Source organism: Microbacterium sp. H1-D42, assembly GCF_022637555.1.
Classification (GTDB): Bacteria; Actinomycetota; Actinomycetes; order Actinomycetales; family Microbacteriaceae; genus Microbacterium.
Genome location: NZ_CP093342.1, coordinates 2,191,906 through 2,209,226, shown reverse-complemented (window position 1 = coordinate 2,209,226; position 17,321 = coordinate 2,191,906). Strand labels below are relative to the sequence as shown.

Genomic DNA, 17,321 nt, shown 5'->3' with positions numbered 1-17,321 from the left:
CGAACCACAAGAGAGGCGGGGTGGATGCTGGTCAGCATCCACCCCGCCTTTTCTGGCTATCCGGTCTCGACTACCCGGCGTAGACGCCGAGCTCCCAGATCGAGTAGCCCCAGTTCGTCGTGCGCTGCGTGCCGGTCACCCGCACGTATCTGGCCGAACTCGGCTCGAACGTCGCCGTGTCCAGGCCGCCGTCGCCGGTGGTCGTCGACCACACTGTGCGCCAGTTCGCGCCGTCATCGGAAAGCTGCACGTTCCACGCCTTCGCGGCCGCGCGCTCCCAGTTGACGGTCACCCGCTCCACCGGGACGCTCTCGCCGAGGTCGACCTGCAGCCACTGCGGGTTGCCGTCCCAGTCGCGCGCCGCCCAGCGCGTCGAGTCGGAGCCGTCCACGGCACGACTCGGCTTGTAGCTGGTGAACGGATTCCATTCCGACGTGCTCGCGGTCGCAGGCCTTCCGGTCGCGAGGTTGATCTGCGATCCGTACGCGGTGGTCGCCGACCAGGTGCCGAGGTACGCCTCGGCGCCACGCATCAGGTCGTCGACGATCGCGTCGCCACCGCCGTTGATCCGCAGCTGCTCCACGTAGTCCGGCAGCAGGCCGGAGTGCACGAAGCCATCTGTGTTGATGTCGAACGTGCGCTGGCCGGTCACCTGGCGTTCCATGACGGTGCTGCCGTCTGCGCTGGTGAACGGATAGCTGACCGGGACCGCTGCGGTGCCGCCACCGGGGTGGCTGCCGACGCCGTTGAAGTCCAGCCCGAAGCCGTAGCCGCCACCGGCTGCGTTGCGGGCGGTGGCATCCCGCTGCCATTCCGAGACGAAGCCGGCGGCGTCGTGCGGGTAGCCGGACTTGAATCCGCCGAGGCGGTACAGCCGGTCGACCATGCGCTCATCCATCCAGCTGTGGCTGGAGAGCACTCCGGGGTAGCCGGCGGCTTCGATCAGGTCGAAGCTGCGTGATGCGGACTTGACGCTCATGTGGTCGAGTTCGATCATCATGTTGCGCGCCATCATGGCCTTCAGCGTGTACTCGCCCAGCGACGTGAGACCGCGCGTGTTGCAGTTCTTCCCGGCGCTGTACTGCGGAACCTCCACACCAGGCGGCAGCACTTCTTCGATCTCGGGGACTGTGGCGTTGCCGATCGGATTGTCGTGCATCGCACCGGTGCACTGCTCCGTCGACCAGAAGGTGCCGGTGGAGTAGAACTGCCCGACGTTGATGATGGTGCCCTGCGTGCCGGAGTCGAACCGCACGCCGCACAGCGCGTTGTCGAACTTGTGGCACAGGAACATGCTGCTCACGCCGAGGTCTTGGAATTCGGCGAGTCCGGCGTCGATGTCGGCGCGGTCGCACTGGGCGACGTCGAGGATCATCTTGCATCCGAACGGCTCCGACATCTCGACACCGAGCACGACGGCCAGCCGGCCGGACTCGATCACCTCGCGAGCCTGCGCCGGTGTGGTGACGATGCGGAAGAAGCCCTTGCCTGCTCCGCCGTAGATGTCGTCGATGTACGCCTCCATCTCGCGCACCTTCTGCGCTTCGAGGCGGATGGCCGACATCTCGTCACAGCTGCGGTCCTTCGGCATGATCACCGGCAGAGAGCAGATCACTCCGTTCGTGACCAGGTCGTTCACCAGCACACGCTGTCCGCCGCGCCACGCGCGCTCGACCCAGGCGTAGTAGGACTGCTGGTGGCTCATCGAGGCGACGTCCGGCCAGTCCGCGAAGGTCGGCCAGCCGACCGGGTCGTGCAGGCCGTCGGTGTCGGCGGTGTTGGTGAGCTTCTCGAACAGCGCCCCAGCGCCGTCGGGGTAGTGCTCGGGGCAGTCCTGCAGGGCGGCGGCGATGCCGTTCGGAGAGAACGGCGCGCCGCAGATCATGCGTCCGCCGAAGCCCTCGTTCGAGTTGAGGTGGGTGTGTGCGTCGACCAGGCCGCGCACCTCGCCGTCGACGGTGCCGGTGAACGGCGCGCCGGTGGCGTTGAGCTCGGCGTCGGGGGAGGGCCGGTTCGGCGGCTCCCACCAGGCGTCTGCGGTCGCGGCGGTCTGAGCCTGCGCTGCCTGCTCCTGAGCGGCGGATGCTGGGGCTGCGGCGCCGGTCGGGGCGATGATCGCGATCGTCGCGACGACTGCGGCGGCCGCTGCAGTCGCCAGCCAACGTCCGCGGAGGAACCGGGGATTGTGTGGGGAGCGCAGAACTGCTGGGGGATGGGGGACCTGGGGATTGACTGGCGGTTCTGTCGCCATGGGGAGCCTCCTTGCTCGACTGCGACGCAGGCTATTGGCTGCGGGCGGGTCTGGCTGAGGTACTGGCGGAAGAGGCCAAAGCAGGGCGCCGGATGGCGCCGTGACTCGTACGGATCATCCAAACAGTGGGGCGATCGTCCCAGACGATCGCCCCACACGATTGAGTGCTCTTGAGTGCTCTGTGTCTAAATCACGTAGTCCGGTGCCGCCAGCAGGGCGCGAGTGCTCTCATCCGCGCCCCGCGGCCGAGGCTTCGCAGGCACACCCACCAGCACGCTGTCGGGCGGGGCATCCTTCGTCACCACCGCGTTCGCCCCCACCACGCTGCGTGCGCCGACCCGGATCGGGCCGAGGATCTTCGCTCCGGTGCCCACCGCGACGCCGTCTTCCAGCGTCGGGTGCCGCTTGCCGTGGGAGGGCGCCCTGCCACCCAGCGTGACGCCGTGGTACAGCATCACGTCGTCGCCGATCTCGGCCGTCTCGCCGATCACGACGCCCATTCCATGGTCGATGAAGAATCGTCTCCCGATCCGCGCCGCGGGGTGGATCTCGATCCCGGTGAGCCAGCGCGTCAGCTGCGAGCCGAGGCGGGCGGGAAACCGCAGGCCGCGTCGCCAGAGCGCGTGCCACAGTCGGTGCGCCCAGATCGCGTGCAGCCCGGGGTAGAGCAGTGCCACCTCGAAGTTGGTGCGCGCTGCCGGATCTCGGTGGCGCGCGGCTGCGATGTCCTCACGGACTCGGGAGATGAAGCTCACACCGACTCAGTTCTGCGGCTCTTCGCGCAGATCCTCGAACAGTGCGGTGGAGATGTAGCGCTCGCCGGTATCAGGGGCGATCACCACGATCGTCTTGCCTGCGCTCTCGGGGCGCGCCGCGACCTTCAGCGCCTGGGCGACGGCCGCGCCGCTGGAGATTCCGACCAGCAGACCCTCCTTGGCGGCGAGGTCGCGTGCCGTGGCGAGTGACTCATCGAACTCGGCCGTGATGATCTCGTCGATCACGTCGCGGTCGAGCACAGCCGGCACGAAGTTCGGTCCGATTCCCTGGATCTTGGCAGGGCCCACGCGGCCCTCGGAGAGCAAGGGAGAGTCCTTCGGCTCCACGGCGATCACCTTGACGTCCGGCTTGGCGGCCTTGAGTGCCTGGCCGGTGCCCGTGACAGTGCCGCCGGTGCCGACACCGGCGATGAACACATCGACAGCGCCGTCGGTGTCGCGCAGGATCTCCTGCGCGGTGGTCTCGCGGTGGATCTGCGGGTTGGCCGCGTTCTCGAACTGCCGAGCCCAGACCGCGCCCGGGGTGTTCTCGATGACTTCCTGGAGAGCTTCGATGGCTCCGCTCATGCCCTTGGTGGGGTCGGTGAGCACGAGTTCGGCGCCGAATGCCTTCAGCAGCACGCGGCGCTCCTTCGACATCGAGGCGGGCATCGTGAGGACGACCTTGTAGCCGCGCGCAGCGCCGACCATCGCCAGCGCGATGCCCGTGTTGCCGCTGGTGGCCTCGACGATCGTGCCGCCCGGCTTCAGCTCGCCTGAAGCCTCGGCGGCGTCGACGATGGCGATGCCGATGCGGTCCTTCACGCTCGAGGCCGGGTTGAACGACTCAAGCTTGACCAGCACGGTCGCGTCGAGGCCCTCGGTGAGGCGGTTCAGGCGGACCAGCGGCGTGTTGCCGAAGGTGCTGGTGATGTCGGTGTGGATGCCGGTCATGTCGGGCCTTTCTTCGTCGGCTGGAGCGTGCTCAGCCTACGTCGCGCAGGTTTGACGATGTCGCAATATGCCCGAATGTGACCGACGGGCCGCAAGGAATACGCTGAGAGGATGCCCGAGACCCTCTCCGCGCGCCTGCGCGCCGTCACTCAGCAGCTGACCGAGGCGGGAGTGCCTGACCCGTCGGTGGATGCCGAGCTGCTGCTGGGACACGTGCTGGGGGCGGGCAGGGGAGCAGTGCAGGCCGCTGCGCTGCGTGGCGACGAGATCTCCGAATCGGATGCTGCCGAGCTGGACGCCTTGGTCCTGCGCCGCGCTGCCCGCGAGCCGCTGCAGCATCTCACCGGCACTGCCGCATTCCGGCACCTCGAGCTGGCCGTGGGACCCGGGGTATTCGTCCCTCGACCCGAGACCGAGACCGTGGTGCAGTTCGCGATCGACGCTCTGCTCGAGAACGCCGCACCGGCCCCCATCGCCGTCGACCTCGGTACAGGGAGCGGCGCCATCGCGCTGGCCATGGCCACGGAGGTGCCGCACGCCCGCGTCTTCGCTGTGGAGCGCTCACCAGAGGCCCACGCCTGGGCGGCACGCAATGTCGCCGGAGTGGAGAACCTCACTCTGATCCATGGCGATCTGGCGACGGCCTTCGACGATCTGCGCGGCACGGTCGACGTCGTCATCTCCAACCCGCCCTATGTGCCGGACGACGCCATCCCGCGCGACCCTGAGGTGCGGCTGCATGACCCGGCTCAGGCCCTGTACGGCGGTGCCGACGGTCTGGATGTCGTGCGCGTGATCAGCGGTCGGGCACGGGAGCTGCTGCACGACGGCGGACTGCTCGTGCTCGAGCACGGCGAGCTGCAGGGGGAGGCCATCCGCAGCATCCTCTCCGGCGATGGCTGGCGCGCGGCATCCACGCATCAGGATCTGACCCGCCGCGATCGCGCCACCACGGCGCTGCGCGACTGAGCAGTCGTCGGGGGAACTCAGCGACGACCACCGTAGAATAGGCACGCCATGTCAACTGTCTTCGATTGCCGCGACGACTCCCAGGTCCTCGCCGGCATGCGCCACGCGCGCCAGGCCATCGCCCGAGGCGAGCTGGTCGTGCTGCCCACCGACACCGTCTACGGTCTCGCTGCCGATGCGTTCTCGCCGACCGCTGTGCAGCGACTGCTCGATGCGAAGGGGCGTGGGCGCGACATGCCGCCGCCCGTGCTCGTGGCAGGCCAGGACATGCTCGCCGCACTCGTCGAAGAGGTGCCGGCGGCCGTGCAGAAGCTGGTGGACGCCTTCTGGCCAGGCGGACTGACCATCGTCCTGCCCGCTCAGCCCTCGCTGACCTGGGATCTCGGCGAGACGCTCGGCACCGTCGCCGTGCGGATGCCGAACCAGCGCATCGCCCTCGAGCTGCTGGCCGAGACGGGGCCACTGGCGGTCTCCAGCGCCAACCTCACGGGCCGCGATGCCGCCATCATCGCCTCAGATGCCGAGGAGATGCTCGGGGACAGCGTCGCCGTCTACCTTGAACAGGGCTACAGCGAGAACGGGGTGCCCTCGACGATCGTCGACGCGACATCGCTCGTCGGCACTGCAGCCGACGAGACGCCGCTCGTGCGCATCCTGCGAGCGGGCGCAGTCACCAGGGAGCAGCTGGAAGAGGTGCTCGGCGACCTGCTCGAGCCCGCCGAGCAGCCCGGTGATGGCACGCCGGAACCTGCCGCCGACGGCGAAGGCGCGGTCGGCGAGAGCGCCGTCGATGAAGGCGCGGTCGACGAAGAGTGAAGCAGTATCTGTTCACGATCATCCTGACGGCGTCGATCACCTTCGCGCTGTCATGGGCGGTCTGGCGGCTGAGCTTGAAGTTCAAGCTCTACCCCGGCATCCGTGAACGGGACGTGCACAAGACCCCGACGCCGCGGCTGGGCGGTGTCGCGATGTTCATCGGCATCGCCTCGGCCATCCTCGTCTCGTCGGCCAATCCGTTCTTCGAGCGCATGTGGGTGCCGCCGCAGACACTGTGGTCGATCCTCGGCGCCGCCCTGCTGATCGCCGTGATCGGCGTCATCGACGATCTGATCGACCTCGACTGGATGATCAAACTGGCCGCGCAGTTCCTCGCCGCGGGAATCATCACGGTCGGTGGCGGCCTGCAGATCCTGTCGCTGCCGGTGGGGGACATGATCCTCGTCTCAAGCTGGGTGAGCATCCTGGTGACCATGTTCGCCATCGTCGTCGTGATGAACGCCGTCAACTTCATCGACGGTCTCGACGGACTGGTCGCCGGCGTCTGCCTCATCGCCAACGGCATCTTCTTCGTGTACTCCTACATCCTCACCCGCGACTCCGGAGCCACGACATACTTCAACCTCGCCACGTTCCTCGCCGCGGTGCTGATCGGCGCCTGCCTGGGCTTCCTGCCCCTGAACTGGAGCCCGGCGAAGCTGTTCATGGGCGACTCCGGCGCACTGGTGCTGGGGCTGCTGATGGCCACCTCAGCAATCGCGCTGACAGGACAGGGCGACGTCAACGCCTTCGACCCCGAGCAGTTCGGCCGTTCGCAGCTGCTCGGTGCATTCATCCCGATCGTGCTGCCGCTGGTGATCGTGATGCTGCCGCTGCTCGATTTCGGGCTGGCCGTCTTCCGACGCATGCGCGCAGGCAAGTCGCCATTCTCGCCCGACCGCAAGCACCTGCACCACCGCATGCTGGATCTGGGTCACCGCGACCGCGACGCCGTGCTGATCTTCTACGCCTGGACGGCGGTGATCTCGCTCACCGTGCTGCTGATGTACATCGCCTCACGCGAGGACTGGCCCGGCGGGTACTTGGGCGCGATCGCCTTCGGCGTCGTCGGCATCGCGGCCTGCCTCGTCGTCACCCTCCTTCCGCCCGCTCGGCGCCATGCACCTGACGCCGGTGCCGCGCCGACCCCGACTTCCTCAGACACTTTGGAGCCCCGATGACCCCGAGCCCCGTCTCCAGCAATCCGATCCTGCGCCGCACCCTGGCGTGGTCAGGGGTATCCGCCCTGGTGCTCGCGCTCGTCGCCGGCGGGATCGGGTATGCCGTCGCCGGCATGAACGGTCTGTGGAGCGGCCTGCTCGGTGTGCTGCTGGCCGTCGTGTTCCTCGGCATCACTGCGGGCAGCATCCTGTTCGCGAACCGCTGGTTCGGCGACCCGATTTACGTGCAGCTGTTCTTCGCCATCGTGTTGGGCGGATGGCTGCTCAAGCTCGGGATCTTCCTCGTGGTGATGATCGTGCTCAGCGGCCAGCCGTGGATCGTGCCGCTGGTGTTCTTCCTGTCGATCGTCGCAGGCGTGGCCATGTCACTCATCGTCGATGTCGTGGTGCTCACGCGGATGCGCCTGCCGAACGTCAGTGACATCACCCTGCCGACCGTGAATCCTGAGGATGAGACCCCCGATACGGCCGGCGGCACCCCGCCCGCGGCTTCAGAGGGGAACTGAGTCTGGTAGTGTTTTACGGGTGCCCGCCGCTCGTCCCGCGAGCGCTTGCGCTGTTGCACACCGTCCCTCGTCGCCCCGGTTCAGACCGGTGACCCGAAGCTGGAGCCCGCGCTGTTGAATCTCGCTGCGACCATGATCCCTCGTCCGTTTGCCGGAGACGGTGAATTCCACGGCCCGTCGATGGATGAGTTCTTCCCTGAGACTCTCTTCAAGGTCTTCGGGATCATCGATGTGAACCGCATCCACCTGATTCAGCTCCTGTCTGTGATCGCCGTGGTGCTCATCCTCTGGCTCGGCACCCGCCGCATGCGCGTCGTTCCCGGCCGCTTCCAGAGCCTGGTCGAGATGGGCCTCGGATTCGTCCGAGGCGGCATCGCCCACGACCTGCTCGGCCGCAAGGACGGCGATCGCTTCCTGCCGATCCTGGCGACGATGTTCTTCATGATCCTGTTCATGAACGTCACGGGCATCATCCCGTTCCTGAACATGCCTGGCACCGCGATCATCGCCGTGCCGCTGACGCTCGCGATCATCAGCTACGTGACATTCATCTACGCCGGAATGAAGAAGAGCCCGCTCGGCTTCTGGAAGAACTCGCTCTTCCCGGCAGGCGTGCCGTGGCCGGTCTACATCATCGTGACCCCGCTGGAGTTCATCTCCACCTTCATCATCCGCCCGGTGACGCTCACCCTTCGTCTGATGATGAACCTGGTCGTCGGACACATGATCCTGGTGCTGTGCTTCGCGGCCACCCAGTTCTTCTTCTTCACCGCAGGCGGCGGCTGGGCCCTCCTCGGTGTCGGAACCCTCGCCTTCGGAGGCGCGTTCACGATCTTCGAGATCCTGGTCGTCGTCCTGCAGGCCTACGTCTTCACCGTCCTCACCGCGATCTACATCCAGCTCGCGGTCGCAGAAGAGCACTGAACGGGTCAGCCCACCAGCTGACCAAAACCGAAAGGAAACAACCCGTGGACGCAACTACGGTTCTCGCTGACATCAACGGACACCTCGCATCTGTCGGCTACGGCCTGGCAGCGATCGGTCCGGCAATCGGTGTGGGCATCGTCGTCGGAAAGACGATCGAGGGTGTCGCCCGTCAGCCCGAGCTCGCCGGCCGCCTGCAGGTCCTCATGTGGATCGGTATCGCCTTCACCGAGGCGCTTGCATTCGTCGGCATCGCCGTCGGATTCATCCCCTTCCCGTAATCCGCACCGAGCTCTGAAGGAGACAGGATGCTGAACGCTCTTGTCACGAACCTCGCCGCGGAGGAAGCGCCTAACCCGCTGATTCCCGCGTGGTACGACATCATCTGGTCGGGTCTGTGGTTCCTCATCATCCTCATCGTGGTGTGGAAGGTCGCCCTGCCGCGCCTGGTCGCGATGCTCGACGAGCGCTCCGCCGCCATCGAGGGCAACATCGCCAAGGCTGATGAGGCGCAGAAGCAGGCCGAGGAGGCGCTGGAGGAGTACACCCGCCAGCTCGCCGAGGCTCGCACCGAAGCCGGCGAGATCCGTGAGGCCGCCCGTGAGGACGGCAAGAAGATCGTGACCGAGGCGAAGGATGCTGCGGCCGCTGAGGCGACCCGCATCACCACTGCCGCGCACACGCAGATCGAAGCCGAGCGTCAGGCCGCCTTCGTGTCCCTCCGCAGTGAGGTCGGCACGCTCGCGATCGACCTCGCAGGCAACGTCGTTGGAGAGACCCTCTCCGATGACAGCCGTGCGACGGCCGTCGTGGACCGCTTCCTGGCCGACCTCGAGAAGGCGAAGTAATGGGCAGCGCGACCACTCAGGCACTCGCGGCATCGACGGACGCGCTTGCCGCAGCGTCGGGCCTGACCCTCGACAGCGCGGCCGAGCTGTTCGCAGCCGCCCGCGCCATCGGGGACTCGGCCCAGCTGAGCGGCGCGCTCGCTGATCCCGCAGCTCCCGCTCAGGCGCGGACCGCGCTGGTCGCCGCTGTGTTCGCCGGTGCTTCGGCACCGGTGCGCACGCTGCTGACTGCTGTCGTGGCAGAGCGCTGGTCGTCGGCATCCGATCTCGTCGACGGTGTCGAAGAGCTCGCGATCCGCGCGACCGCGATCGCATCGGCGAAGGACGACATCGCGGGGGAGCTGTTCAGTTTCTCGCGCATCGTCGCTGCCAACCCCGAGTTGGAGCTCGCCCTCGGCAGCCGTCTCGGAGACGCCGCAGCAAAGGGCGTCCTGGTCGAGAAGCTGCTCGGCACGTCGGCGGCACCCGCCACCGTGCTGATCGCCTCCTCGCTGGTGCGCCAGTCGCGCGAGCGCCGCATCCGTCAGCAGCTTTCCCGTGCGATTCGCATCGTCTCCGCACAGGGCGGCCGCACGGTCGCGACGGTCTACACCGCCGCACCGATCGCCGTCGCGCAGGAGACCCGTCTCCGTGATGCGCTGGCACGTCGCTATGGGGGCGAGATCTCCATCAACCAGGTGATCGACCCCACGGTCGTCGGAGGACTGCGCGTGCAGGTCGCCGATGACGTCATCGACGGCAGTATCTCCGCCCGACTCGCAGACCTTCGCCAGAAGCTCGCGAGCTGAACTACTCGACGCGGGGAACCGCGCACACCCAGACACACAAAGGGAAGACAATGGCAGAACTATCGATCAGCCCCGACGTCATCCGTGACGCGCTGAAGAACTTCGCCGACGCGTACGAGCCCACCGGCGCCGCGGCGACCGAGGTCGGCACCGTCATCGACGCTGCCGATGGCATCGCGCACGTCGAGGGGCTGCCGGGCGTCATGGCCAACGAGCTCGTCACGTTCGCTGATGGCACCAAGGGCCTGGCCCTGAGCCTCGACGAGCACCAGATCGGCGTGGTCGTTCTCGGCGAATTCGCCGGCATCGAAGCGGGTCAGGAAGTCACCCGCACCGGCGAGGTCCTCTCGGTTCCGGTCGGCGACGGCTACCTCGGCCGTGTGGTCGACACACTCGGCAACCCGATCGACGGCCTCGGCGCGATCGCGTCCGAGGGTGTGCGCGCGCTCGAGCTGCAGGCGCCGGGCGTCATGCAGCGCAAGTCGGTGCACGAACCGATGCAGACCGGCATGAAGGCCATCGACGCGATGATCCCGGTCGGCCGCGGCCAGCGTCAGCTGATCATCGGCGACCGCCAGACCGGCAAGACGGCCATCGCGATCGACACGATCATCAACCAGAAGGCCAACTGGGAGTCCGGCGACGTCAACAAGCAGGTCCGCTGCATCTACGTCGCCGTCGGCCAGAAGGGCTCGACCATCGCCTCCGTCAAGGGCGCGCTGGAAGAGGCCGGTGCGCTGGAGTACACCACGATCGTGGCCGCTCCCGCTTCGGACCCCGCGGGCTTCAAGTACCTGGCCCCTTACACAGGCTCCGCCATCGGCCAGCACTGGATGTACGGCGGCAAGCACGTGCTGATCATCTTCGATGACCTGTCGAAGCAGGCTGAGGCCTACCGCGCCGTCTCTCTGCTGCTGCGCCGCCCGCCGGGCCGTGAAGCCTACCCGGGCGACGTGTTCTACCTGCACTCGCGTCTGCTCGAGCGCTGCGCGAAGCTGTCCGACGAGCTCGGAGCAGGGTCCATGACGGGTCTTCCCATCATCGAGACCAAGGCCAATGATGTCTCGGCGTACATCCCGACCAACGTGATCTCGATCACCGACGGCCAGATCTTCCTGCAGTCCGACCTGTTCAACGCCAACCAGCGTCCTGCTGTCGACGTGGGTATCTCGGTCTCTCGAGTCGGCGGTGACGCCCAGGTCAAGTCGATCAAGAAGGTCTCCGGAACGCTGAAGCTCGAGCTGGCGCAGTACCGCTCGCTTGAGGCCTTCGCGATGTTCGCCTCCGACCTCGACGCGGCTTCGCGTCGTCAGCTCGCCCGTGGCGCGCGTCTGACTGAGCTGCTCAAGCAGCCGCAGTACTCGCCGTACCCCGTCGAGGAGCAGGTCGTCTCGATCTGGGCCGGAACGAACGGCAAGCTCGACACGATCGAGATCGAGGACGTGCTGCGCTTCGAGCGCGACCTGCTCGACTACCTGCGTCGCAACACCGGCATCCTCGACACCTTGCGTGAGACCAACGTCCTCGACGATGCCACGGTGGCAGAGCTCGAGAAGCAGACGGATGCCTTCATCCTGGAGTTCCAGGGTGGCAAGGGGCACGCTATCGGCGCCCCCGGTCACGAGGAACACGCTGCCGCTCAGGCGGAGGACGTCAACCAGGAGAAGATCGTCAAGGGTCGTCGCGCGTAATCGCGTGAGGTACTGATTCATGGGCGCTCAACTCAGGGTCTACAAGCAGAAGATCTCTTCTGCTCAGACGACCAAGAAGATCACGAAGGCGATGGAACTCATCGCGGCTTCGCGCATTCAGAAGGCAATGGCACGTGTCAAGGCGTCCAGTCCCTTCGCGCGGGCCGTGACGAGGGCTGTCTCAGCCGTCGCGACGCATTCGAACGTCGATCACCCGCTCACCCGCGAGCCCGAGAACATCCGCCGCTCCGCGGTGGTCATCTTCTCGTCGGACCGCGGACTGGCAGGTGCCTTCAACTCGCAGATCCTCCGTGAGGGTCTCGAGGTGGCGGAGCTGCTGCGCGAGCAGGGCAAGGAACCGGTGTTCTACCTGGTCGGCCGCAAGGCCGTCGGGTACTTCCAGTTCCGGCGGATCGAGTCCGCGGCCGAGTGGACCGGTGACACCGACACTCCGTCATTCCACACTGCAGAGGAGATCTCGCAGACGCTGCTGGACGCGTTCTCCCGCGGGGGAGAAGCCGGCGGCGTCGACGAGATCACCCTCGTGTACAACCGTTTCGTCAGCATGATGATGCAGTCGCCCGAGAACGTGCGTCTGCTGCCGCTGGAGATCACGGAGTCCGACGACTCGGAGGCGGGCAGCACCGTCTACCCGCTGTACGAGTTCGAACCGGACGCCGAGACCGTGCTGGATGCGATCCTGCCGGTGTACATCCAGAGTCGCGTCTTCAACGCGCTGCTGCAGTCGTCCGCGGCCAAGCAGGCGGCGACGCAGAAGGCGATGAAGTCGGCCAGCGACAACGCCGACAAGCTGATCACCGACTACACCCGCCTGCGCAACAACGCGCGCCAGGCCGAGATCACCCAGCAGATCGCCGAGATCGTCGGTGGCGCCGACGCTCTCGCATCCAGCTGACAGACCCTCAGGAAAGAGACGAAGAAATGACCCCCACCGCTACGGCTGACCAGCCCGCGACCGCGGTCGTCGGGCGCGTCGCACGCGTCAACGGTCCGGTTGTGGACATCGAGTTCCCGCACGACTCGATCCCCGAAATCTACAACGCGCTGAAGACCACGATCACGATCGGCGAGGAGTCCACCGAGATCACGCTCGAGGTCGCTCAGCACCTCGGCGACGACCTCGTGCGCGCCATCGCATTGAAGCCCACCGACGGCATCGTCCGTGGCCAGGAGGTGCGCGACACCGGCGAGGCCATCTCGGTTCCGGTCGGCGACGTCACCAAGGGCAAGGTCTTCAACGTGATCGGCGAGGTGCTCAACCTCGAGCCCGGCGAGACCATCGAGGTCACCGAGCGCTGGCCGATCCACCGCAAGGCGCCGAACTTCGACCAGCTGGAGTCCAAGACCCAGATGTTTGAGACCGGCATCAAGTCGATCGACCTTCTCACGCCGTACGTGCTGGGTGGAAAGATCGGTCTGTTCGGTGGCGCCGGTGTCGGCAAGACCGTTCTGATCCAGGAGATGATCCAGCGTGTCGCGCAGGATCACGGTGGTGTGTCGGTGTTCGCCGGTGTCGGTGAGCGCACCCGTGAGGGCAACGACCTCATCCACGAGATGGAAGAGGCGGGTGTCTTCGACAAGACCGCCCTCGTCTTCGGCCAGATGGACGAGCCGCCGGGAACGCGTCTGCGCGTCGCCCTGTCGGCACTGACCATGGCGGAGTACTTCCGTGACGTGCAGAAGCAGGACGTGCTGTTGTTCATCGACAACATCTTCCGCTTCACGCAGGCCGGTTCCGAGGTCTCCACGCTGCTGGGCCGCATGCCCTCGGCCGTGGGCTACCAGCCGAACCTCGCCGACGAGATGGGTGTGCTCCAGGAGCGCATCACCTCGACGCGTGGTCACTCGATCACCTCGCTGCAGGCGATCTACGTGCCGGCCGATGACTACACCGACCCGGCTCCGGCGACCACGTTCGCGCACCTCGATGCGACCACCGAGCTCTCGCGTGAGATCGCGTCTAAGGGTCTGTACCCTGCCATCGACCCGCTGACCTCGACGTCGCGCATCATGGACCCCCGCTACTTGGGCGAGGACCACTACCGCGTCGCCACGACGGTCAAGCAGATCCTGCAGAAGAACAAGGAGCTGCAGGAGATCATCGCGATCCTCGGTGTCGACGAGCTCTCCGAAGAGGACAAGATCGTCGTGTCGCGTGCACGTCGCATCCAGCAGTTCCTCTCGCAGAACACCTACATGGCGAAGAAGTTCACCGGTGTCGAGGGTTCGACCGTCCCGCTGAAGGAGACCATCGAGTCGTTCGATGCGATCACTCGCGGTGACTTCGACCACGTCGCCGAGCAGGCCTTCTTCAACGTCGGTGGGATCTCGGACGTCGAAGAGCAGTGGGCGAAGATCCAGAAGGAGAACGGCTGATCATGGCTCTGCACGTCAGCCTCGTCTCCGCCGATGCGGAGGTCTGGACGGGAGAGGCTTCGCTCGTCGTCGCCAAGACCGTCGAGGGCGAGATCGGCTTCATGACCGGTCACGAGCCGGTGCTGGCGATCCTCGCCGAGGGCCAGGTCCGCATCACGCAGTCCGACGGCACCAAGGTGCTTGCCAACGCGCAGGACGGGTTCCTCTCGATGGAGGGCGACTCCCTGACGATCGTGGCAGGCAACGCCGCACTGATCGCCTGACAGCATTCACATGAGGCGTCCGCCTCGGCCCTGCAGAGGGCTGAGGCGGACGTTTTCGTCTGTGCACCTGCAACGTGTGGAGAGAGCATGAAGATCCTTCTGCCGCCGTCCGAGACCAAGCGCGAGGGCGGTACCGGCGCCGCGCTGCGGCTTGGCGCGCTTGCGCTGCCCGCGTTGCTCGCGCGGCGCGAGGCCGTCCTCGATGCGCTGATCGCGCTTGCAGAGGATCGTGTCGAGGCTCAGCGGGTTCTCAAGCTGAGCGATCGACAGGCGGGTGACATCCAGCACAATCGGATGCTGCGCACCGCGCCGACCATGCCGGCGGTCGACCGCTACACCGGCGTGCTGTTCGACGCTCTGGATGCGCAGCGCCTCGACGCCTCTGCGCGCCGCTGGCTGGGGCAGCACGTGCTGATCCATTCCGCGCCGTTCGGTCCGATCGGGGCGCTGGATGCGATTCCTGCCTATCGTCTCGCGGCCGGCACGGCGCTTCCCGGCATCCCGCCGCTGCGGCGACACTGGGCGGACGCGACAGGGCTCGCCCTGGCGGACGAGCGCTTCGTGCTGGACCTGCGCAGTGAGGCGTACGTCGCATTGGGGCCGATCCCGGCATCCACACCCTCCGCGTACGTGCGCGTGGTCACCGACACCGGGCGCGCGCTCAACCACTTCAACAAGAAGGCCAAGGGCGAACTGGTGCGTGCGCTGGCCGAGACACGCCCGAGGGCACGATCTGCGGCCGGACTCGTCGGCTGGGCGTCCGAACAGGGCATCCGGCTGCGTCCCGCGCTGGAACCATGGGTTCTGGAGCTCGTCGTCGACGAATGAACGTCGGATGCGCGATGCCGCCGTGCCGGTGAAGTGATTGCCCCGCGCGTTGACGCCCCGCTAGCATGGCCGGTGCGACGCTGGTCGCACTGGGGAGCGAGCGGGCTTCCCGTTGAACAAGGGAAGTGAACGACTGATGGGTTACGACGACTCCGGTTACGCGGCGATGGTCGCCATGCTCGCATTGGTGGGCGTGCTACTGCTGATAGTGGGACCCATCATGTATGTGGTGCTCTCGCTGTTCCTGATGAAGGTGTTCGAGAAGGCCGGCGTGCAGGGCAAATGGCGCGCCTGGGTGCCCGTCTACAGCTCGATGGTGCTCTTCAAGCTCGGCGACATGAGCCCATGGCTGGTGCTGTACTCCATCGGCGCGAGCCTCTTGCTCTCGTGGATCCCCGTGGTCGGCTGGATCCTGCCGCTTGCGATCCTCGCACTGTCGGCCATGGCCGCATGGCGGGTCGGGCTGAAGCTGCAGAAGGAAGCAGCCTGGGTGATCCTGTACGTGCTGCTCTCGCCGGTCTGGCTCGGCATCCTGGCGTTCGACAGGTCGCGCTGGAACCCGATGATCGCTCCTGCTCCGTGGAGCGCGAACGGCTTCCTCGCGGACCGCACGGTCTGGGACGGTGTTCCCGTGCAGCCATCGCAGAGCGTTGCCTCGCAGGCACCCGGCTACGGCGCAGCCCCGCAGGGGTACGCTCCGCCCGCTCCGCAGGGCTACCAGCCTCCCGCCCAGCCCGGCTACGGCGCACCAGCTCAGCCCGGCTACGGTGCTCCCGCTCAGCCCGGTTATGGTGCTCCTGCTCAGCCTGGTTATGGTGCTCCTGCTCAGCCTGGCTACGGTGCTCCGGTGCCTCCGGCTCCCGGCGTTCCCGCACCCGGCGCTCCGGTGCCTCCGGTGCCCGGTGCTCCGGTGCCGCCGCCCGCGACTCCGCCGGCACCGCCGACGGCGCCGCCGGCCGCTCCGCCTGCTCCGCCGGCCGCTCCGCCTGCCGCGCCAGAGGCTCCGTCGGCTGACCCCGAGAACCCGAACCAGCCTCCCGCGTGAGCTGAGGTTCTCTGAGACGCCCTCGACCAAGTCGGGGGCGTCTCGTCGTCGGTACCCCAGGCCCCGATAGTGTGGAGACATGTCAACTTCGCAGCGCCGCGTCGGTGCTTCCGGCCTCGTGGTCTCGTCCGCCGGTCTCGGCTGCAACAACTTCGGTCGATCGGGCACCATCACGGAGTCGCTGGAGGGCACGCGCGCGGTGATCGACGCGGCCCTGGCGAATGGCGTCGTGTTCTTCGACACCGCTGACATGTACGGTGCTGAAGCCGGCCGCAGCGAGGAGCTGATGGGCGAGGTCCTCGAAGGGCGTCGCGACCAGGTGGTGCTGGCGACGAAATTCGGGCATGAACGCGACATGGGATATGACTTCCCCGGTGGCCGCGGATCGCGCCGCTACGTGCGCCTGGCGGTGGAGCAGTCACTTCGGCGGCTGCGGACCGACTGGATCGATCTGTATCAGCTGCACCTGCCTGACCCGCAGACTCCGATCGCCGAGACGATCGATGCGCTCGATGAGCTCGTGACCGAGGGCAAGATCCGCTATTACGGGCACTCGAACTTCGACGGATGGCAGATCGCTGAGGCCGAGTTCACGGCGCGGGCCCGATCGACCGGACGATTCATCTCGGCGCAGAATCACTACTCGCTGCTGGCACGGGCATCCGAGCGCGAGGTGCTCCCGGCGGTGAACCGCTACGATCTCGGTTTCTTCCCGTACTTCCCGCTGAAGAACGGCCTGCTCACCGGCAAGTTCACGCGCGACGGTGGACCGGACGGCAGTCGCATCATGGCCACCCGCCGGCACATCTGGTCGGAGGCGCCCTGGGACGCCTTGGAGGCCTACCAGGGGTTCTGCGATGACCGCGGCATCACCATGCTGCAGGCGACCTTTGGGTGGCTGCTCGCGCAGCCAGGGGTCTCCAGCGTGATCGCCGGGGCGACGACGCCGGAGCAGGTGGCGGCGAACGCCGCTGCGGCCGATGCCTGGACGCCGAGCACCCACGATCTCGACGCGATCAGCGAATTCTTCCCACTGCCAGAGGACCCCGCCTCGCAGATGTGAGGGCGCGCGCTACTACGATGGATGAATACCCTGCGGCGATCG

At 66.9% G+C, this 17,321-nt stretch carries 18 protein-coding genes; 15 read left to right on the top strand and 3 right to left on the bottom strand.

The window, feature by feature from the left end:
* Positions 1 to 70: 70 nt before the first annotated feature.
* The 3 genes from MNR00_RS10570 to cysK form a co-directional block, all read right to left on the bottom strand.
* A complete protein-coding gene (locus tag MNR00_RS10570; protein WP_241925889.1) occupies positions 71 to 2,251 on the bottom strand; it encodes a discoidin domain-containing protein in 2,181 nt (726 codons plus the stop codon).
* A gap of 185 nt (positions 2,252 to 2,436) precedes the next feature.
* Entirely contained in the window at positions 2,437 to 3,006 is a 570-nt protein-coding gene (epsC, locus tag MNR00_RS10565; protein ID WP_241925888.1) for a serine O-acetyltransferase EpsC, read from the bottom strand.
* Between the two features lie 6 nt (positions 3,007 to 3,012).
* The gene (gene cysK, locus MNR00_RS10560) at positions 3,013 to 3,960 is read right to left on the bottom strand and encodes a cysteine synthase A (RefSeq protein WP_241925887.1); all 948 of its coding nucleotides are present in this window, start codon (positions 3,958 to 3,960) and stop codon (positions 3,013 to 3,015) included.
* Between the two features lie 111 nt (positions 3,961 to 4,071).
* On the opposite strand from cysK, the gene prmC reads away from it, so the two are divergent.
* The 15 genes from prmC to MNR00_RS10485 all read left to right on the top strand — a co-directional run bounded on the left by prmC (position 4,072) and on the right by MNR00_RS10485 (position 17,279).
* Complete coding sequence (prmC, locus tag MNR00_RS10555; RefSeq protein ID WP_241925886.1) at positions 4,072 to 4,929, top strand: peptide chain release factor N(5)-glutamine methyltransferase; 858 nt, start codon at positions 4,072 to 4,074, stop codon at positions 4,927 to 4,929.
* A 48-nt stretch (positions 4,930 to 4,977) separates the two neighbouring features.
* On the top strand, positions 4,978 to 5,745 hold the full coding sequence (locus MNR00_RS10550) for an L-threonylcarbamoyladenylate synthase (RefSeq protein ID WP_241925885.1): 768 nt from the start codon (positions 4,978 to 4,980) through the stop codon (positions 5,743 to 5,745).
* Positions 5,742 to 6,926, top strand: coding sequence for an MraY family glycosyltransferase (locus MNR00_RS10545; protein ID WP_241925884.1), 1,185 nt, complete (start codon positions 5,742 to 5,744; stop codon positions 6,924 to 6,926). Before MNR00_RS10550 ends, MNR00_RS10545 begins: the two co-directional genes overlap by 4 nt.
* Positions 6,923 to 7,432, top strand: a complete 510-nt coding sequence (locus MNR00_RS10540) for a hypothetical protein (RefSeq protein WP_241925883.1) — start codon at positions 6,923 to 6,925, stop codon at positions 7,430 to 7,432. Before MNR00_RS10545 ends, MNR00_RS10540 begins: the two co-directional genes overlap by 4 nt.
* A gap of 180 nt (positions 7,433 to 7,612) precedes the next feature.
* Positions 7,613 to 8,356: a F0F1 ATP synthase subunit A gene (gene atpB, locus MNR00_RS10535; protein WP_241925882.1), complete on the top strand. Its 744-nt coding sequence runs from the start codon at positions 7,613 to 7,615 to the stop codon at positions 8,354 to 8,356.
* A 44-nt stretch (positions 8,357 to 8,400) separates the two neighbouring features.
* On the top strand, positions 8,401 to 8,637 hold the full coding sequence (gene atpE / locus MNR00_RS10530) for an ATP synthase F0 subunit C (RefSeq protein ID WP_042541851.1): 237 nt from the start codon (positions 8,401 to 8,403) through the stop codon (positions 8,635 to 8,637).
* A gap of 27 nt (positions 8,638 to 8,664) precedes the next feature.
* Positions 8,665 to 9,204, top strand: coding sequence for a F0F1 ATP synthase subunit B (locus tag MNR00_RS10525; protein WP_241925881.1), 540 nt, complete (start codon positions 8,665 to 8,667; stop codon positions 9,202 to 9,204).
* The gene (locus tag MNR00_RS10520) at positions 9,204 to 9,992 is read left to right on the top strand and encodes a F0F1 ATP synthase subunit delta (protein ID WP_241925880.1); all 789 of its coding nucleotides are present in this window, start codon (positions 9,204 to 9,206) and stop codon (positions 9,990 to 9,992) included. The genes MNR00_RS10525 and MNR00_RS10520 overlap by 1 nt, the downstream gene beginning before the upstream one ends.
* 50 nt (positions 9,993 to 10,042) lie before the next feature.
* Entirely contained in the window at positions 10,043 to 11,683 is a 1,641-nt protein-coding gene (atpA, locus tag MNR00_RS10515; protein ID WP_241925879.1) for a F0F1 ATP synthase subunit alpha, read from the top strand.
* Positions 11,684 to 11,702: 19 nt separating this feature from the next.
* On the top strand, positions 11,703 to 12,599 hold the full coding sequence (locus MNR00_RS10510) for a F0F1 ATP synthase subunit gamma (RefSeq protein ID WP_241925878.1): 897 nt from the start codon (positions 11,703 to 11,705) through the stop codon (positions 12,597 to 12,599).
* A 26-nt stretch (positions 12,600 to 12,625) separates the two neighbouring features.
* A complete protein-coding gene (atpD, locus tag MNR00_RS10505; RefSeq protein ID WP_241925877.1) occupies positions 12,626 to 14,080 on the top strand; it encodes a F0F1 ATP synthase subunit beta in 1,455 nt (484 codons plus the stop codon).
* A 2-nt stretch (positions 14,081 to 14,082) separates the two neighbouring features.
* Positions 14,083 to 14,343 (top strand): F0F1 ATP synthase subunit epsilon, encoded by a 261-nt coding sequence (locus MNR00_RS10500; protein ID WP_241925876.1) that lies wholly within the window; start codon positions 14,083 to 14,085, stop codon positions 14,341 to 14,343.
* Between the two features lie 87 nt (positions 14,344 to 14,430).
* Entirely contained in the window at positions 14,431 to 15,171 is a 741-nt protein-coding gene (yaaA, locus tag MNR00_RS10495; RefSeq protein WP_241925875.1) for a peroxide stress protein YaaA, read from the top strand.
* Positions 15,172 to 15,307: 136 nt separating this feature from the next.
* Positions 15,308 to 16,216 carry a DUF5684 domain-containing protein gene (locus MNR00_RS10490; protein ID WP_241925874.1) on the top strand — a complete coding sequence of 303 codons (909 nt, stop codon included), beginning with the start codon at positions 15,308 to 15,310 and terminating at the stop codon, positions 16,214 to 16,216.
* 79 nt (positions 16,217 to 16,295) lie between these two features.
* On the top strand, positions 16,296 to 17,279 hold the full coding sequence (locus MNR00_RS10485; RefSeq protein WP_241925873.1) for an aldo/keto reductase: 984 nt from the start codon (positions 16,296 to 16,298) through the stop codon (positions 17,277 to 17,279).
* Positions 17,280 to 17,321 lie beyond the last annotated feature (42 nt).

What these genes read in the sequence shown, in the direction of transcription:
- MNR00_RS10520 (WP_241925880.1), top strand. Translation starts at nt 9,204, where the DNA reads ATGGGCAGCGCGACCACTCAGGCACTCGCGGCATCGACGGACGCGCTT.
- MNR00_RS10510 (WP_241925878.1), top strand. Translation starts at nt 11,703, where the DNA reads ATGGGCGCTCAACTCAGGGTCTACAAGCAGAAGATCTCTTCTGCTCAG.
- MNR00_RS10525 (WP_241925881.1), top strand. Translation starts at nt 8,665, where the DNA reads ATGCTGAACGCTCTTGTCACGAACCTCGCCGCGGAGGAAGCGCCTAAC.
- MNR00_RS10540 (WP_241925883.1), top strand. Translation starts at nt 6,923, where the DNA reads ATGACCCCGAGCCCCGTCTCCAGCAATCCGATCCTGCGCCGCACCCTG.
- atpB (WP_241925882.1), top strand. Translation starts at nt 7,613, where the DNA reads ATGGATGAGTTCTTCCCTGAGACTCTCTTCAAGGTCTTCGGGATCATC.
- MNR00_RS10485 (WP_241925873.1), top strand. Translation starts at nt 16,296, where the DNA reads ATGTCAACTTCGCAGCGCCGCGTCGGTGCTTCCGGCCTCGTGGTCTCG.
- atpD (WP_241925877.1), top strand. Translation starts at nt 12,626, where the DNA reads ATGACCCCCACCGCTACGGCTGACCAGCCCGCGACCGCGGTCGTCGGG.
- cysK (WP_241925887.1), bottom strand. Translation starts at nt 3,960, where the DNA reads ATGACCGGCATCCACACCGACATCACCAGCACCTTCGGCAACACGCCG.
- MNR00_RS10570 (WP_241925889.1), bottom strand. Translation starts at nt 2,251, where the DNA reads ATGGCGACAGAACCGCCAGTCAATCCCCAGGTCCCCCATCCCCCAGCA.
- MNR00_RS10500 (WP_241925876.1), top strand. Translation starts at nt 14,083, where the DNA reads ATGGCTCTGCACGTCAGCCTCGTCTCCGCCGATGCGGAGGTCTGGACG.
- MNR00_RS10490 (WP_241925874.1), top strand. Translation starts at nt 15,308, where the DNA reads ATGGGTTACGACGACTCCGGTTACGCGGCGATGGTCGCCATGCTCGCA.
- prmC (WP_241925886.1), top strand. Translation starts at nt 4,072, where the DNA reads ATGCCCGAGACCCTCTCCGCGCGCCTGCGCGCCGTCACTCAGCAGCTG.
- atpA (WP_241925879.1), top strand. Translation starts at nt 10,043, where the DNA reads ATGGCAGAACTATCGATCAGCCCCGACGTCATCCGTGACGCGCTGAAG.
- MNR00_RS10550 (WP_241925885.1), top strand. Translation starts at nt 4,978, where the DNA reads ATGTCAACTGTCTTCGATTGCCGCGACGACTCCCAGGTCCTCGCCGGC.
- yaaA (WP_241925875.1), top strand. Translation starts at nt 14,431, where the DNA reads ATGAAGATCCTTCTGCCGCCGTCCGAGACCAAGCGCGAGGGCGGTACC.